Source organism: Knoellia sp. AC549 (assembly GCF_979258975.1).
Window position 1 is genome coordinate 1,850,799 of record NZ_OZ409890.1, and the last position, 16,444, is coordinate 1,867,242.

Here is a 16,444-nt window from a genome sequence, read left to right on the forward strand (position 1 = left end):
CGAGGTCCCATGCCGCAGGCAGTAACTTGATGGCCGTGGAGCCGGAGCAGCGAGTGGGATGGATGGAGCAGCTGCCCGTGCGTCGTGTCCAGCAGAGCCCGTATGCCACCGTGCCCGACGCAGGTACCTGGCCGGTGACGATCCCAGCCGTCGATCAGGTGCTTCGCGATGGGCTCGACCTAGGCTCCTGCACGATCCTCGTCGGCGACAACGGGAGCGGGAAGTCGACGCTGATCGAGGCGATCGCCATGGCGTTCGGTCTGAACGCCGAGGGCGGCTCCACCGCCGCGCGGCACAGCACTCATGCCACGGAGTCAGGACTCTGGGAGTGGCTGCAGCTGTCGCGAGGGCCGGGAGCGTCGAGGTGGGGATACTTCGTGCGCGCCGAGACGATGCACGGCTTGATGACCTGGCTCGACACCAACCCCGGTGCTCGACCCGAGCCGGTCTTCCACGCCCGCTCCCACGGAGAGTCGTTCGTCTCCCTGCTGTCCACGGGGAGGTTCGACGGCGACGGATTCTTCGTGTGGGACGAGCCGGAGGCCGGTCTGTCGTTCCCGGCGCAGCTGCATCTCGTGGGCGAGCTGGCGGCGATGGCGGCGCGTCCGCGAGCCCAGGTCCTGCTGGCCACCCACTCGCCGATCCTCGCGTCCGTGCCGGGCGCGACGATCCTCGAGCTGTCCGAGTCGGGCATCGAGCAGGTGGAGTGGCGGGACCTGGAGGTGGTGAGCAACTACCGCCGGTTCCTCGACGCCCCCGACCGCTACCTGCGCCACGTCCTCGACTGAGCCAGGCGTCGTTCTGCCCCGGCAGTGGCACCTAGGCACCTTCTCCGCCCGCGCTGTGCATTGCTGCGGTGCGGCGCAGCAATGCTGGCTCTGCTGCGCTGAGGCGCAGCAACGCTGGCTCTGCTGCGCTGGGGCGCAGCAGTGCACAGCGCGAACTGGGCACATGTGGGGCACCAGGGTTTGGTTCGCTCGCTCACGGAGCCGGTCGGGTGAAGCCCTGACCGCTCTTGCCAGCTCCAGGAGTCGTGCGCGGCTCGGCTCGCCATCTTGCCGCCTCGGCCACGACCTCCACCTGGGTACGGCGACGAAACGATGTCTGTGAAGCGTTGGGCGAGGGCTCGCCCCGGTGTCGCGTCCAGTTCCACGTCGACGAGGTGTTCTCGGCGCACAGTTCGAGATGAGCAGGAAACCGTCGGTCTGCTCGGTCGAGGACGTGCTCGGCCGGGTCGTCCATGTCGGCCCACCGATCGCCAGCAGGATCGGTCAAGAGCAGCTCGAAGCCCAAGACCCTCAGGATCGCCACAACTTCCTCAAACCCCTCGGACACCGCGCCGTTCTCCCAGCGACCTACCTTGGCCCGGTCCCACGAGAGCGCCTCGGCCAACGCCCGTTGGCTCAAGCCCAGCCGGCGTCGCGCCAAGCGCATCGCCGCACCCACTGCCTCACCGTCGAGGCCCGTGCCGCCGGGTCCGTACGCGTCCATGGGCCCATCCGACGCCACTGCTCGCGCGCTCCGCCACCCGCAACCGTGGATTGTGGACAACGCACATCGAGACCGTGCGCCTGTGGACGACCGAGGTCAGCGCTCGTCGACCATGAGGTCGATCGTGTAGTCCTCCGCGCGATAGCTGTGGTCGCCGTACTCGACCGCGGTCCCCGCCCCGTCGAACGCCATCCGGGTCATCGTCAGCACGGGCTGGGTGCCACGAATCCTCAGGTGCCTGCGCTCTGCAGGCGTCGGCATCCGCGCTGCAATGGACTGGTGAGCGACGACCGCATGCACGCCACGGGCGCGCAACGCGGCATACAGGCCGGTCGCCTCGAGCTCCTCACGGGAGATGTCCCCGTATGCCGGCGGCAGCCAGTTGCGCATCACGGCGAGCGGGGAGTCGCCGGCCGACCGCAGACGGACGATGGCGAGCAGGGGCGTGTCGGGGGGGAGGTCGAGGGCGTTCGCGGCGCCCTGGTCGGTCACCGTCTCGTGCTGGAGCAGGACGGTGCGTGGCACCCGACCCTCACGTTGGAGGTCGTCGAAGAGGCTGCTGAGCGCCACCCGTCGATGCACCTTGCGGTTGGCCACGGTCGTGCCGAGCCCGCGGCGACGCACGAGCAGCCCCTTGTCCACCATCTCCTGGATCGCCCGCCGCACCGTCGGCCGCGAGATCGACAGGCGCTGTGCCAGAGCCACCTCGTTCTCGAACGGATCCCCCGGTTGGAGCCGGCCGTCGTTGATCGCTGCACACAGCTGCTCGGAGAGCTGGTGATAGAGCGGCACCGGCGAACCCCGGTCGATGCTCACGCTCACGAGCTGTGCGGTCATGTCCGGCACAGTAGCGAAGCCGGGTCCATATGACCATATGTCCTAACAAAGGTTGACACGACCGAGGTCGGGGCGGAACAGTTCTCGTCATGAGGATCGGACTGGCCGGAGTGGGCCGCATCGGCGCCTTCCACGCGAGCACCCTCGCCGGACTGGACGCCGTCGACGAGGTCGTCGTCGCCGACATCGACTCCGCCCTGGCGGAGCGGGTCGCGACGGAGCAGGGCCTGAGCGCGGCGAGTGACATCGACAGCCTCCTGGCCTCCGGGATCGACGCCCTCGTCATCGCCACCGCGACCACAGCGCACGCGCCACTGCTCCGCAAGGCGCTCGCGGCCGGCATACCCACGTTCTGCGAGAAGCCGGTCGCGGCATCGCTCGACGAGACCATCGCCCTCACCGAGCTTGCGGAGAGCAGCGCCACCCCGGTGCACATCGGCTTCCAGCGTCGCTTCGACCTCGGCTACCTGCGCGCCAGGGAAGCCGTCGCCACCGGCGAGCTCGGCACCATCCACGCCGTCCGCGCGCTCACGCACGACCAGGAGCCGCCCCACGCTGCCTACATCCCGACGAGTGGTGGCATCTTCCGCGACTGCTCGGTGCACGACTTCGACATCGTCCGGTTCGTCACCGGCCGAGAGGTCGACACCGTCTATGCGACAGGCGAGAACAAGGGCGCCGCCTTCTTCGGTGCGGCGGGTGACGTCGACACCGGTGCCGCGATCCTCACGCTCGACGACGGCACGCTGGTCACCGCGACCTCGACCCGCTACAGCGGCGGCGGTCATGACGTCCGGATGGAGGTCATGGGCTCCGCCGCCAACCTCGCCGTCGGCCTCGACGACTCGCTCGCGCTCCGATCCGCGGAGGAGGGGGTGGCCTTCCCGGCGGGCCCACCCCACGCCAGCTTCATGCAGCGCTTCCTCGCGGCCTACCGTGCCGAGCTCACGGCGTTCTGTGACGTGGCCGCCGGTCGGATCGCCAGCCCGTGCACCGTCCGCGACGCCCTCCAGGCGTTCCGCACGGCCGAGGCCTGCGAGCTCTCACGGGCGCAGCGTCGACTCGTGTCGATGCGAGAGATCCCGAACGCCTCCGCGGCACCCGCCAGCTCAGCCACCCCGACCTCCCAGACCCCAGCCACGAAGGCCACCGCATGAGCACCCCCGACCGTCCCCCGCTCACCGAACGCATCGCCGGAGCGCCCATCTCGTGGGGGGTCTGCGAGGTCCCCGGCTGGGGGCACCAGCTCGACGTCGGCACCGTGCTGACCCAGATGCGTGACGTCGGCATCTCGGCCACCGAGTTCGGGCCCGACGGCTTCCTGCCCGACGCCCCCGCCGACAAGGCCTCGACCCTGTCCGAGGCCGGGCTGCGCGCGGTCGGGCAGTTCGTGCCGGCTGTCCTCCATGACCCCGACCACGACCCGATTCCCGAGGTCGAGAAGGCGATCGAGGCCCTCGTCGTCGCGGGCGCCACCACCGTCGTCATCGCCGCGGCCACGGGCGTCGAAGGCTACGACGACCGGCCGGTGCTGACCGACGCCCAGTGGGAGACCCTGCTCGAGAACCTCGACCTCGTCACCGCGTCCGCCGAGGCGCACGGGCTGACGGCGACCCTGCACCCCCACGTCGGCACCATCGTCGAGTCGGGTGTCGAGGCAGAGCGCGTCCTCGCCGGCTCACGCATCAGCCTCTGCCTCGACACCGGCCACCTCCTCATCGGCGGCGGCGACCCGGTCGAGCTCGCTCGCCAGCACCCCGGGCGCATCGCCCACGTCCACCTCAAGGACGTGCGCCTCGACCTCGCCAAGGGGGTCCAGGAGGGACGACAGGGCTACACGGACGCGGTCGCGGACGGCATGTACGTCCCCCTCGGGAAGGGTGACGTCGACATCGCCGCGATCGTCCGGTCGCTCGAGAACGCCGGGTATGCCGGCTGGTACGTCCTCGAGCAGGACACCGTCCTCACCGGCCCCCCTTCACAGACCGGGGTCGACCCGAGCGCGGACGTGCGGACCTCGATCGCCCACATCACCGCCATCGCCCAGCACCTCGAGAGCGGCACCTGATGGGTGGGGTCAAGGCATACGACCTCGTCGCCGTCGGGCGCACGGGCGTCGACATCTATCCCCTCCAGCACGGCGTCGGGCTCGAGGACGTCAGCACGTTCCAGAAGTTCCTCGGCGGGAGCGCCACCAACGTCGCCGTCGCGGCCGCCCGCCACGGGCACCGCGTCAGCCTCGTCACGAAGGTGGGGGGAGACGCCTTCGGGAGGTACGTGCAGCAGGAGGCCGAGCGCCTCGGGGTCGATCCCGTCCACATCACGCCGATCGAGGGCGAGCAGGGCCGCGTGCCACCGACTCCGGTGACGTTCTGCGAAGTGCACCCGCCGGACGACTTCCCGCTCTCCTTCTATCGCTACCCGATCGCGCCGGACCTCATGGTCGAGCCGACCGAGGCCGTCGTCGAGGACGTGCGGGCAGCCAAGGTGCACTGGTCCACGGTCACAGGACTCTCGCAGGAGCCCTCTCGCGCAACGCACTTCGCGTTGTGGGAGGCCCGCGCGAGGGCCGAGCACACCATCCTTGACCTCGACTACCGGCCCATGTTCTGGGCCTCGTCCGACGAGGCGCGCGCCCAGGTGAGCAGCGCCCTCGACCACGTGACCATCGCCGTCGGCAACCGCGAGGAGTGCGAGGTCGCCGTCGGCGAGACCGACGCGCACCGCGCGGCCGACGCCCTTCTCGAGCGCGGCCTCGAGCTCGCCGTCGTCAAGCAGGGTCCGCGCGGGGTGCTCGCGGCGACCCGCAACGAGCGGGTCGAGGTGGCACCCTTCCCCGTCGAGGTCGTCAACGGGCTCGGTGCGGGCGACGCCTTCGGTGGGGCGCTCGTCCACGGGCTGCTCGCCGGCTGGGACCTGCGCCGCACCATCGAGTTCGCCAACGTCGCCGGGGCACTCGTCGCCGGACGGCTCGAGTGCTCGACCGCGATGCCGACGACCGACGAGGTCGAGGCCGCACTCCGAGGGGGACGCTGATGGAGCTCGACGAGCTCACCCGGATCCGAGTCACGGATCCCGGTCGCATCGCCTCGGCATGGGCGGGTCGCCGACGGCGCCCGCTCGTCGGCGACGACGGCCGGATGCTGCTCGTGGCAGCGGACCACCCGGCTCGCGGCGCCCTCGGCGTGCGCGGCGACGCCACGGCCATGGGCAGCCGCCGCGAGCTCCTCGAGCGGCTCGTCACGGCACTGGCCCGGCCGGGCGTCGACGGCGTGCTCGCGACGGCCGATGTCCTCGACGACCTCGTCCTCCTCGGCGCTCTCGACGACAAGGTCGCCATCGGCTCGATGAACCGCGGCGGGCTGCAGGGCGCGGTCTTCGAGCTCGACGACCGCTTCACCGCCTGGACCGCCGACGAGATCGCGGCTCGGGGACTCGACGGCGGCAAGATGCTCACCCGCGTCTGCCTCGGTGACCCCGGCACCGTCTCGACCCTCGAGGCCAGTGCCCACGCGGTCACTGAGCTCGCGCAGCACGGCCTCATGGCCATGGTCGAGCCCTTCCTGTCCGTCGTCGAGGACGGCCGCGTCCGCAACCTCCTCGACCCGGACTCCGTGATCGCGTCGGTCGCCGTCGCGAGCGGGCTCGGCGCGAGCAGTGCGCACACCTGGCTCAAGCTTCCCGTCGTCGAGGATCTCGCCCGCGTCATGGACGCGACGACCCTGCCGACCCTTTTGCTCGGCGGCGACCCCCAGGGCGACCCCCAGGACACGTATGCCGCGTGGGCCGAGGCGCTCACCCTCCCCTCCGTGACCGGTCTCGTGGTGGGCCGAGCCCTCCTCTACCCGCCGGACGGTGACGTCGGCAGCGCCGTCGACATCGCCTCAGGGCTCGTGCACGGGAGGACGACATGACCTGCGGTGGCCTCGGCGCCGACAACGCCCGGTGGGTCTTGGCCCGTGGTGAGGCCGTTTCGGGGCCCTTCGCGGTCGCGATCACCGACGAGGTCGACGGTTGGCAGCACACGAGCCTCCGTGTCCTCGAGCTGGAGGTTGGGGTCGCGACGACCCATGACACGGGCGACGAGGAGGTCGTCGTCGTGCCCCTGGCCGGGTCCGTGACCGTCGACATCGACGACGCCGAGTCGATCGTGCTCGCGGGACGGGCGAGCGTCTTCGACGGACCCAGCGACACGGCATACCTGCCGCGTGCGCGCACGATCACGGTGCACAACAGCGGAACGGGCGTGGCACGGGTGGCTCTCTGCGGTGCCCGCGCGACGACCGACCGCGAGCCGCGCCGGATCGCCGCCGACGAGGCGGCCCCCGAGCAGCGCGGGGCCGGCAACGCGAGTCGAGAGGTGCGCGCCTTCGGGCTGCCGCCCGTCCTCGACGCCGACGCCGTCCTGGTGTGCGAGGTCATCACCCCTGCCGGCAACTGGAGCTCGTGGCCGCCGCACAAGCACGACGAGGACCGCCCCGGGATCGAGTCCGAGCTCGAGGAGATCTACTACTTCGAGACGCGGTCCACCGACCCGCGCGGCACCGACCCCGTGGGCTACCAGCGGGTCTACGGCACCGAGGGCCGACCGATCGACGTGCTCGCCGAGGTCCGGACCGGTGACGTCGTGCTCGTCCCCCACGGGTGGCACGGTCCGGCGATGGCGGCGCCGGACGCCGACCTCTACTACCTCAACGTCATGGCCGGTCCCGGCACGGAACGGGCCTGGCTCATCGCCGACGACCCCGCCCATGCGTGGGTGCGAGAGACCTGGAGCACCGATGACTGACACCGTGCGACTCACCGTGGCCCAGGCGACGATCCGGTTCCTCGGACAGCAGTGGTCCGAGCGTGACGGCGAGCGCCAGCGCCTGTTCGCCGGGTGCCTCGGCATCTTCGGGCACGGCAACGTCGCCGGCATCGGGCAGGCGCTCCTGCAGGAGGAGCTCGCCGCGACGGAGCGCGGACTGGCTGCCGACCTGCCCTACGTGCTGGCGCGCAACGAGCAGGCCATGGTCCACACCGCTGTCGGCTACGCCAAGCACAAGGACCGGCTCCAGACGTGGGTCTGCACCGCGTCGGTCGGCCCCGGCTCGACGAACATGCTGACCGGCGCCGCGCTCGCGACGATCAACCGGATCCCGGTGCTGCTGCTGCCTTCTGGCACCTTCGCGACGCGTGTGTCGTCACCAGTGCTGCAGGAGCTCGAGGCCCCGTATGCCGGTGACGTGACCGTCAACGATGCCTTCCGCCCCCTGTCGCGCTTCTTCGACGAGGTGATGCGCCCCGAGCAGCTGCCGTCGGCGCTGCTGTCGGCGATGCGCGTCCTCACCGACCCGGTCGAGACCGGTGCCGTGACCGTCTCACTGCCCCAGGACGTCCAGGCCGAGGCCTTCGACTGGCCGGTCGAGCTCTTCGACGAGCGGGTGTGGCACGTGGCTCGACCCGTCCCCGAGGCATCGCGGATAGCCGCCGCAGCCGACCTCATCCGGTCGGCGAGGAAGCCGCTCGTCGTGGCCGGCGGTGGCGTGCACTACTCGGGTGCCGAGGACGCGCTCGCCGCCCTCGCCGACGCGACCGGGATGGCGGTGGCCGAGACCCAGGCAGGCAAGGGCTCGCTCCTCCACGGACACCCGCATCTCGTAGGCGCCATCGGGTCGACCGGGACGACAGCGGCCAACGCCCTCGCGGCCGAGGCCGACGTCGTCATCGGCGTCGGGACCCGCTGGGGCGACTTCACCACGGCATCGCGAACAGCGTTTGCACGCACGGGTGCTCGCTTCGTCAACCTCAACATCGCAGGCTTCGACGCAGGCAAGCAGTCAGGCCTCTCCGTCGTCGGTGACGCCCGCGAGACTTTGCTCGCACTCACCGAAGCCCTCGACGGCTGGTCGGTCTCCGACAGCTATCGCAAGCGGCAGGGCACCCTGTGGCGCCGGTGGGACAAGGCGGTGGACGCGGCATACGCACCGCCTGCGTCGGTGACCGAGGCCCTGGCCGACGGACTGCTCACCCAGGCGTCGGTCATCGGCGCCGTCAACGAGCTGAGCGACCCGCAAGACGTCGTGCTGTGTGCCGCCGGCTCGATGCCGGGAGACCTGCACAAGCTGTGGCGGGTGCGCGACCGCAAGGGATACCACGTCGAGTACGGCTACTCCTGCATGGGCTACGAGGTGCCGGCGTCGATCGGCATCCGCCTCGCCGACCCGACCCGCGACGTCTTCGCGATGGTCGGTGACGGCGGCTACCTCATGATGCCGACCGAGCTGGTCACCGCGGTCCAGGAGCGGGTCAAGGTCATCGTCGTCCTCGTCCAGAACCACGGCTTCCACTCCATCGGGTCACTCTCGGAAGGCCTGGGATCGCAACGGTTCGGGACGGCATACCGGCGTCGTGGCGAGGGCTCGCACCGGCTCGACGGCGACGTGCTGCCCGTCGACCTCGCCGCCAACGCGCGCAGTCTCGGCGCCCACGTCATCGAGGTGCACTCGCGCGACGAGCTCGGCGCTGCCATCGCCGAGGCCAAGGCCTGGCCGGGCGACGGCGGTCCGGTCGTCATCCACGTCGAGACCGACCCGCGCGTCTTCGCCCCGGACAGCGAGAGCTGGTGGGACGTGCCCGTAGCCCAGGTGAGCGAGCTCGACTCGACCCGGAGCGCCTTCGAGGACTACGCGGTCCACAAGCAGGACCAGAGGGCGCACCTCGGCCTGGGGAGGCAGTCATGACGGAGGTGCTGCGCATCGGCGTCGTCGGTGTCGGGATCATGGGCGCCGACCACGCCGAGCGGCTTGCGCGACGGACCGCCGGGGCTCGGCTCGTCGCGGTCGCCGACCCTGACGAGGTGCGTGCCAAGGAGCTGGCCGGGCGCTTCGACGGCGTGCGGTCGGAGGGGGACGCTCTCGAGCTCATCGCCGCCGATGACGTCGACGCCGTGATCCTGGCCTCGCCCGGCTTCGTCCACGAGGAGCAGGTCCTCGCCTGCCTCGCGGCCGCCAAGCCGGTGCTCTGCGAGAAGCCGCTCACGATGGACACCGAGTCGTCGCTGCGACTCGTGCAGGCCGAACGGGAGGTCCGAGGGCGCCTCGGCCGCTCCCTCATCCAGGTCGGGTTCATGCGACGCTTCGACCCTGAGTACGCCCAGCTGCGGTCGGTGCTGGCCGGCGGCACCCTCGGCCGAACTCTGCTGCTGCACAACGTCCACCGCAACTCCTCGGTCCCCCACGCCGACTTCCGCTCCGAGATGATCGTGCGCGACAGCCTCGTCCACGAGATCGACGTCGCCCGCTTCCTCTTCGGTGAGGAGGTCGTGGCCATCCAGGTGATGTCACCCGCACCCACGACACATGCCTCGCCCGGGGTCGTCGACCCGCAGGTCGCGATCTTCACGATGGCCGGGGGCGGGCTCGTCACCAACGAGGTGTTCGTCAACAGCCAGGTCGGCTACGAGGTGCGGTGCGAGGCGGTCGCCGAGCGCGGGTCCGTGGTCATCGGCCGCCCCTCGACCGGGCTCTACTCCGCCACGCTGGCGGCCGACGGGTCGGGCCGGTGGGGCGGAGCGGTCCCGGCGGACTACCGCACGAGGTTCGCCACGGCATACGACCTCGAAGTCCAGTCGTGGGTCGACTCGGCCCTGCGGGGCGAGTCCGTCGGTCCGTCCGTCTGGGACGGGTATGCCGCCACGGCGGTCTCGAGTGCCGGCATGGCCTCGCTCGCGTCCGGTGAGCGCGTCACCGTCGACCTCGTCGACCCACTCACGTTGTCCTAGAACCCTCCTCGCACGAAGGAAGCACCATGAGCACTCCCACCCGCATCACCCACCTCATCGCCGGTCAGGCCTGGGACGGCACGGCCGAACGCACCAGTGCCGTCTACAACCCCGCCACGGGTGAGGAGACCGGCGCTCTCGACCTGGCCTCGGCGGAGCTCGTCGGCGAGGTGGTGGCGAAGGCCAGAGAGGCATGGGCCTCTGGGTGGGGCAGCTCGTCGTTGTCCAAGCGGACGCAGGTGCTCTTCCGCTTCCGTGAGCTGCTCAACGAGCGCAAGGAGGACATCGCCGCTCTCATCACGGCCGAGCACGGCAAGGTCCTCTCCGACGCACTGGGTGAGGTGACGCGCGGCCTCGAGGTCGCCGAGTTCGCCTGCGGCATACCGCACCTGCTCAAGGGCGGCTACACCGAGAACGCCTCGACCAAGGTCGACGTCTACTCGATCAGGCAGTCGCTGGGCGTCGTCGCGGTGATCTCGCCGTTCAACTTCCCGGCGATGGTGCCGTTGTGGTTCGTGCCCGTGGCGATCGCCTGTGGCAACGCCGTCGTCCTCAAGCCCAGCGAGAAGGACCCCTCGGCCGTGCTTGCCGTGGCGCAGCTCTGGCGCGAGGCCGGCCTGCCCGACGGCGTCATGAACGTCGTGCACGGGGACAAGGAGGCGGTCGACGCCCTCCTCACCCACCCCGACGTGCGCGCCGTGTCCTTCGTCGGGTCGACGCCCATCGCGCGCTACGTCTATGAGACGGGGACGGCGCACGGCAAGCGGGTCCAGGCGCTCGGCGGCGCCAAGAACCACATGCTCGTCCTCCCGGACGCCGACCTCGACCTCGCCGCCGACGCCGCGGTCAACGCCGGCTTCGGGTCGGCAGGCGAGCGGTGCATGGCCATCTCGGCCCTCGTGGCCGTCGAGCCGATCGCCGACGAGCTCATCGAGAAGATCAAGGACCGCGTCGGCAAGCTCGTCACCGGCGACGGCACGCGGGGCACGGACATGGGGCCGCTCGTCACCAGGCAGCACCGCGACAAGGTGGCGTCCTACCTCGACGCAGGTGTCGAGTCCGGGGCCGAGCTCGTCATCGACGGCCGCGAGAGCGCCATCGACGCCGACGGTGAGGGCTTCTTCCTCGCGCCGACCCTCTTCGACAAGGTCTCGCCGGACATGTCGGTCTACCAGGACGAGATCTTCGGGCCGGTGCTCTCCGTGCTGCGGGTGCAGTCCTACGACGACGGGCTCGAGCTCATCAACGCCAACCCCTACGGCAACGGCACGGCGATCTTCACCAACGACGGTGGCGCTGCGCGACGGTTCCAGAACGAGGTCGAGGTCGGCATGGTGGGCATCAACGTGCCGATCCCCGTGCCGATGGCCTACTACTCCTTCGGCGGGTGGAAGGACTCGCTCTTCGGCGACAGCCACGCGCACGGCATGGAGGGCGTGAACTTCTTCACCCGGGGCAAGGTCGTCACCTCACGCTGGCTCGACCCGTCGCACGGTGGCCTCAACCTCGGCTTCCCGCAGAACACCTGAGCCGGTCCGGAGTCAGCGTGGGTCGAGCGAGGTCAGGAGTCAGCTGTGAGGTCCGGAACGATGACGACCTCGATGCCGCGGTCGCGGAACGCCTCCAACGCCTCCGGTGGCGCCGTCCCATCGGTGACCAGGGTCCAGCGGCTCGGCATGACGGCCCACGCGTGAAAGGGCGCGCGGTCGATCTTGGCTCCGTGCGCCAGGACGTAGACCTGGTCCGCCCGGGCCATCATGAGCTCCTTGAGGCGGGTCTGCTCGAGCTCCTTCTCGTTGATGCCCCGGTCCGCGTGCACCCCGTCAGCCCCCATGAAGGCCCGGTCGAAGGTCATCCGCTCGAGGGCCTGCTCTGCGACGGAGCCCACGAAGCTTCGACTCAGGGGCCGGAGGCGTCCGCCGAGCAGGATGATCTCGAGGCCTTCGGGCTCGGCGTCGACGAGCACCTCGAGTGCGGGCAGGCCGATGGTCGCGACGCTGAGCGGATGCACCCCCACGATGGCCTGGGCGAGCGCGGCCGTCGTCGAGCCTCCGTCGAGCAGGACGCTCTCACCGGGCTCGATCTGCTGCGCGGCCCACGCGGCGATGGCTCGCTTGGCGGAGTGCGCCTCGCCGAGCCGCTCGCGCAGGGACGCCTCGGGATGGCGCTCGAGGCTGAGCGCACCTCCGTAGGTGCGCGCCAACTTGCCCTCACCGGTGAGCAGGGCCAGGTCGCGCCGAATCGTCGAGGGGGTGACACCGAACGTCGCGGAGAGCTCCTCGACGCTCGTCAGACCGTTGGACGCGGCCAGCTGCACGATGTTGTCGCGGCGGGTGCCTGATCTCGACCTGCTCATTGTGGGTTCACCCTATCCAGTCGGGCACGCGGTCACACTGTCACGAGCTCGCCAGGTCGGGCGCCCTCGACGTCACGGGCTCCGGAGCCATCTCCTTCGCCAGGCGCAGTGCCTCGATCATCGAGCGGTGGTCGGCCTTCCCGGTGCCGGCGATGTCGAACGCCGTCCCGTGGTCGACGGAGGTGCGGATGACGGGGAGGCCGACCGTGATGTTGACTCCGGCCTCGAGGCCGAGGACCTTGACCGGCCCGTGGCCCTGGTCGTGATACATCGCGACGACGAGGTCGTAGTCCCCGCGGCCGGCCAGGAAGAACAGCGTGTCCGCGGGCAGGGGGCCGTGGACATCGATGCCTGCGGCCTGGGCCGCGGCGACGCCGGGGGCGATCTTGGTCTCCTCCTCACCACGGCCGAAGAGCCCGTTCTCGCCCGCGTGGGGGTTGATGCCGCACACGCCGATCTTCGGGTTCGGGTAGCCGGCGTCGACCAGAGCACCATGGCCGCGACGGATGGTGCGCTCGACGAGGCCGGGCTCGATCCGGTCCACGGCGTCGATGAGTCCGATGTGCGTGGTGACGTGGATGACCTTGACCCGCTCGGTCGAGAGCATCATCGACACCTCACCGGTGTTGGTGAGCTGCGCCAGCAGCTCGGTGTGCCCCGGGAAGAGGTGGCCACCCGCGTGCAGGGCCTCCTTGTTGAGCGGTGCCGTGCAGATGGCCTGCACCTGGCCGGACATCGCGAGCTCGCTCGCGACCCGCACGTAGTGGTATGCCGCGTCGCCGGCGATCGCGGACAGCTGCCCGAAGGGGAGGTCGGCAGGGAGCAGACCGAGGTCGATGACGTTGATCCGCCCCGGGCTGAACACCGCCTCGGCCACGGTCTCCACCGTGACGATCTCGGCCTCCACGCCCATCAGGCCGACGGCCACCCTCAGGCGCTCCGCATCACCCACGACGACAGCGGACATGGTGCCGGTGACGAGCGGGTCGACGAGGGCGCGGACGACCACCTCTGGACCGATGCCGGCGCCGTCACCCATGGTGACGGCGATGGTGGGGGTGGTGCTCATGTCGGCTCCTTGAAAAGAACGGTCGGTGAGGGACGAGACGATCTCGGCGAGGCTGCATGCCCCACCGAAAGCTTCCGGGTCGGGTGACGACGAGTCGGCCGTCGTCGGCCCGCGAGGTGACGGCGCCGCCGGTGACGGCGATGGGCGTGAGGACTCGAACGCCCAGACGGGACAGCACGGCGCGCGCCGTCTCACCCCCGGTGAGGACGAGGGCGTCAGCCATGGCGGCCGTGGGCACCACGGCGTGGGCGAGGGCATCGACGAGCTCTGCCGAGATGGTCGGGTCGATCTCCGACGATGTCGGTCGGATGACGGTGATCCGGGCCTGCGAACCCTGTGTCATGGCTCGACCTGAGAGGAGCTGGGAGACCGGCAGGTCGAGGACCTCGGCACCCGAGCTGCGCAGCGTCTCGACCTCGTCGGCCACCGCGCCGGCCGCCGACCCCACGACGACGAGGATGCGAGACAGGTCGGCCGGGCCGGGCTGGGTGCCGACTGTCGCGTCGGCAGGAAGAGAACGGGCAGCGGCTCCGGCCATCGCGCCGGCACCCACGAGGACCGGCCGCACCCGAGGAACCTCCCTGGCAGCGGCGACGATGGCGTCGAGGTCGGCGTCGTCCTGCGCGTCGCACACGACGACGGCGGAGCCGGCGGCACCGCTCAGGGTCTCGACGAAGGTCGCGCGTGGACCGCGGACCACGTCGAGAGGGACGGTCGGTGCATCGGGCGCACCGACCGCAACGGCGACGGACGTGGGCATCGGGTCCGTTTCGGCGCGCCACAGGTGGGTCCCGGCCAGAGGCGTTCCGTGGACGTGGACGATCCCACCGACCACCGATCGTCCGACCGAGGGTGTGGCCGGGCAGACGACCGTGAGCGTCGGCACGTCCGTGCTCGTGAGTGCGTCGCGCACAGCAGCGATGAGGCGGTCGGGGCGACCCCGCAGGATCGAGTCGATCTTGACGAGCACGAGAGAGCCGGGGGCGATGAGGTCGGTGGCTCGACTGACCGCGGTGGCGACGGTGGTGGGATCAGCTCGCCGCGTGTCCAGGTCAACGGCGACGACGCGGGGATCGTCGGCGTTCGCGGTGGCGATTTCTGGTCCGGCCTCGTCCATCAGTTGCACCGTTATGCGTGTTGTGCGCATAAGTGCCGTTGCAGCCGACTCGCTTGCGCCGGAGAGGTCGTCGGCGAGAATCACGAGGTCCGTCATGGCCGATTCCCCTCCGTTGGGTGAGTAACGCTGCGAGACAGTCGAACTGACATGGCTGGAACCGAAGGGGCTGGGAAGAGCTGCACGACGGCATACCTGCGAAGTTGACGCAAATTACGCTACAGGTATTGCGCACAACACGCAACAGTGTCTATCGTGGTTTCAGCAACGGTGCCACCTGGGACCGGGCCAGAGACTTCAAGGAGGAAGCTCATGTTCGACGTCGTCAAGTCCGCTGGGACCCAGGACACCGCACGCCGCGCCCCGTCCCGACGGGCCATCCTGCAGCTCGCGGGGGTGTTCGGGATGACCACCGCCGTCGGCTCGGCACTGACCGCCTGCGCCGGCCCGCAGACCACCGAGAGTGGCACGGGTGGAGCGGCCGGAGCAGCCGGTGGCACGCTCACCGTCGTCCTCAACCGCAACCTGGTGAGCCTCGACAACAAGCTGAACCAGTACGACGCGGCGGTCACCGTGCAGCGCGCCGTGCGCGAGGCCCTCACGCGCATCGGCAGCGACCTCAAGCCGGAGCTCGTCCTCGCCGAGTCGTTCGAGCAGACCGCGCCCACCGTGTGGACGGTCAAGCTGCGGAGCGACATCCAGTACTCCGACAAGACCAAGGTCACCGTCGAGGACGTCGAGACCGCGCTCAAGCTCTACTTCCAGGTCAAGGCCGGCTACGTCGCCTCCCAGTTCCCCGAGCAGCCGACCTTCGCCAAGGTCGATGACACCTCGTTCACGCTCACGACGAAGAACCCCCTCGTGACGCTCGACTCGCTCATGTCCAACATCCTCATCACACCCGCCGCAGCCAACAAGGCGGAGGAGCTGCGCGAGGGGATCGGGTCCGGCCCGTTCACGGTCGCGGAGGCCGACTCGGGCACCGGCACCTATCGGCTGGTCCGCAACGAGAACTACTGGGGTGAGAAGGCACTGCTGGACGAGGTCAAGGTCTCCTACCAGGAGGAGGAGGGCTCGCGAGTCATCGCCATCACCTCCGGCCAGGCCGACGTCATCGACACGATCACCCCCGAGTCGGCCAACGCCCTCAAGAAGAACTCGGACATCGAGCTCGTCCAGGGCCCGGGCACCCGCCTCATCCACCTCTTCTACAACTTCCGCAAGCCGGCCGGCCACCCGCTGTCGAACCCCAAGGTGCGTGAAGCCCTCTCCTTCGCCGTCGACCACGAGGCCCTCATCAAGTCCCTGATGAACGGCCTGGTCTCGTCCGCCGAGGGAGTCGTCCCGAAGACCTTGGCCGGCTTCGTCTCCACGGGCAAGTACACGTTCGACCCGGCCAAGGCGAAGTCGATGCTCGCCGCCGAAGGCGTGACGGGCCTGAAGCTCACCTTCATCTGGGAGGACTCCGAGTTCGCCGGCGCCGCGCGGGTCATGGAGGCCATCGCCGGGATGCTCGGCGACGTCGGTGTCACGGTCACCCTCAAGCAGATCCCCAAGGGTGGCGAGATCAACACCTGGCGCCGTGGCGAGGCAGGGGACTGGGACGTGCTCGGCAACGGCTACGGCAACCAGACCGGTCTGGCGCTCACCAACCTGCAGGGCCAGTACGGCGGCACCGCGGAGAAGGAGAAGACGCGCGACAGCTACCACGGCTTCGTCTTCCCGGAGATCACCGCACTGCTGGACAAGGCCTCGGCCGAGCCCGACCAGGGAGCTCGCGACACGCTGCTCAAGGACGCGCAGGAGCAGATC

14 protein-coding genes and 1 pseudogene are annotated in these 16,444 nt (G+C 70.1%); 10 read left to right on the plus strand and 5 right to left on the minus strand.

Going from position 1 to position 16,444, the window contains the following annotated elements:
- The first annotated feature begins 35 nt into the window (after window positions 1-35).
- The gene (locus ACZZ98_RS08850) at window positions 36-788 is read left to right on the plus strand and encodes an AAA family ATPase (RefSeq protein WP_463515887.1); all 753 of its coding nucleotides are present in this window, start codon (window positions 36-38) and stop codon (window positions 786-788) included.
- A 193-nt stretch (window positions 789-981) separates the two neighbouring features.
- On the opposite strand, the gene ACZZ98_RS08855 is transcribed toward ACZZ98_RS08850, so the two are convergent.
- Window positions 982-1,491, minus strand: coding sequence for a helix-turn-helix domain-containing protein (locus ACZZ98_RS08855; RefSeq protein ID WP_463515888.1), 510 nt, complete (start codon window positions 1,489-1,491; stop codon window positions 982-984).
- 96 nt (window positions 1,492-1,587) lie between these two features.
- Window positions 1,588-2,328, minus strand: a complete 741-nt coding sequence (locus ACZZ98_RS08860) for a GntR family transcriptional regulator (RefSeq protein ID WP_463515889.1) — start codon at window positions 2,326-2,328, stop codon at window positions 1,588-1,590.
- Between the two features lie 89 nt (window positions 2,329-2,417).
- On the opposite strand from ACZZ98_RS08860, the gene ACZZ98_RS08865 reads away from it, so the two are divergent.
- From ACZZ98_RS08865 to ACZZ98_RS08900, 8 genes are read left to right on the plus strand one after another with little or no spacing between them, the layout of a single operon-like run.
- Window positions 2,418-3,485 carry a Gfo/Idh/MocA family protein gene (locus tag ACZZ98_RS08865; RefSeq protein ID WP_463515890.1) on the plus strand — a complete coding sequence of 356 codons (1,068 nt, stop codon included), beginning with the start codon at window positions 2,418-2,420 and terminating at the stop codon, window positions 3,483-3,485.
- Window positions 3,482-4,396, plus strand: coding sequence for a TIM barrel protein (locus ACZZ98_RS08870; RefSeq protein WP_463515891.1), 915 nt, complete (start codon window positions 3,482-3,484; stop codon window positions 4,394-4,396). The genes ACZZ98_RS08865 and ACZZ98_RS08870 overlap by 4 nt, the downstream gene beginning before the upstream one ends.
- Window positions 4,396-5,364 (plus strand): 5-dehydro-2-deoxygluconokinase, encoded by a 969-nt coding sequence (gene iolC / locus ACZZ98_RS08875; protein ID WP_463515892.1) that lies wholly within the window; start codon window positions 4,396-4,398, stop codon window positions 5,362-5,364. The genes ACZZ98_RS08870 and iolC overlap by 1 nt, the downstream gene beginning before the upstream one ends.
- The gene (locus ACZZ98_RS08880; protein ID WP_463515893.1) at window positions 5,364-6,242 is read left to right on the plus strand and encodes a class I fructose-bisphosphate aldolase; all 879 of its coding nucleotides are present in this window, start codon (window positions 5,364-5,366) and stop codon (window positions 6,240-6,242) included. Before iolC ends, ACZZ98_RS08880 begins: the two co-directional genes overlap by 1 nt.
- Window positions 6,239-7,117, plus strand: coding sequence for a 5-deoxy-glucuronate isomerase (gene iolB / locus ACZZ98_RS08885; RefSeq protein WP_463515894.1), 879 nt, complete (start codon window positions 6,239-6,241; stop codon window positions 7,115-7,117). The genes ACZZ98_RS08880 and iolB overlap by 4 nt, the downstream gene beginning before the upstream one ends.
- Window positions 7,110-9,053, plus strand: a complete 1,944-nt coding sequence (iolD, locus tag ACZZ98_RS08890) for a 3D-(3,5/4)-trihydroxycyclohexane-1,2-dione acylhydrolase (decyclizing) (protein WP_463515895.1) — start codon at window positions 7,110-7,112, stop codon at window positions 9,051-9,053. Before iolB ends, iolD begins: the two co-directional genes overlap by 8 nt.
- Complete coding sequence (locus ACZZ98_RS08895) at window positions 9,050-10,093, plus strand: Gfo/Idh/MocA family protein (RefSeq protein ID WP_463515896.1); 1,044 nt, start codon at window positions 9,050-9,052, stop codon at window positions 10,091-10,093. Before iolD ends, ACZZ98_RS08895 begins: the two co-directional genes overlap by 4 nt.
- 26 nt (window positions 10,094-10,119) lie before the next feature.
- Window positions 10,120-11,622: a CoA-acylating methylmalonate-semialdehyde dehydrogenase gene (locus ACZZ98_RS08900; RefSeq protein WP_463515897.1), complete on the plus strand. Its 1,503-nt coding sequence runs from the start codon at window positions 10,120-10,122 to the stop codon at window positions 11,620-11,622.
- 32 nt (window positions 11,623-11,654) lie between these two features.
- Here ACZZ98_RS08900 and ACZZ98_RS08905 read toward each other — a convergent pair whose 3' ends face one another.
- From ACZZ98_RS08905 to ACZZ98_RS08915, 3 genes are read right to left on the minus strand one after another with little or no spacing between them, the layout of a single operon-like run.
- Window positions 11,655-12,449 carry a DeoR/GlpR family DNA-binding transcription regulator gene (locus ACZZ98_RS08905; protein ID WP_463515898.1) on the minus strand — a complete coding sequence of 265 codons (795 nt, stop codon included), beginning with the start codon at window positions 12,447-12,449 and terminating at the stop codon, window positions 11,655-11,657.
- A 40-nt stretch (window positions 12,450-12,489) separates the two neighbouring features.
- On the minus strand, window positions 12,490-13,518 hold the full coding sequence (pdxA, locus tag ACZZ98_RS08910; protein WP_463515899.1) for a 4-hydroxythreonine-4-phosphate dehydrogenase PdxA: 1,029 nt from the start codon (window positions 13,516-13,518) through the stop codon (window positions 12,490-12,492).
- On the minus strand, window positions 13,481-14,731 hold the full coding sequence (locus ACZZ98_RS08915; RefSeq protein WP_463515900.1) for a four-carbon acid sugar kinase family protein: 1,251 nt from the start codon (window positions 14,729-14,731) through the stop codon (window positions 13,481-13,483). The genes pdxA and ACZZ98_RS08915 overlap by 38 nt, the downstream gene beginning before the upstream one ends.
- A 306-nt stretch (window positions 14,732-15,037) precedes the next feature.
- Between ACZZ98_RS08915 and ACZZ98_RS08920 the strand changes: the two are divergent.
- A pseudogene (locus tag ACZZ98_RS08920) lies at window positions 15,038-16,252 on the plus strand (ABC transporter substrate-binding protein); the annotation flags it as partial.
- Window positions 16,253-16,444 lie beyond the last annotated feature (192 nt).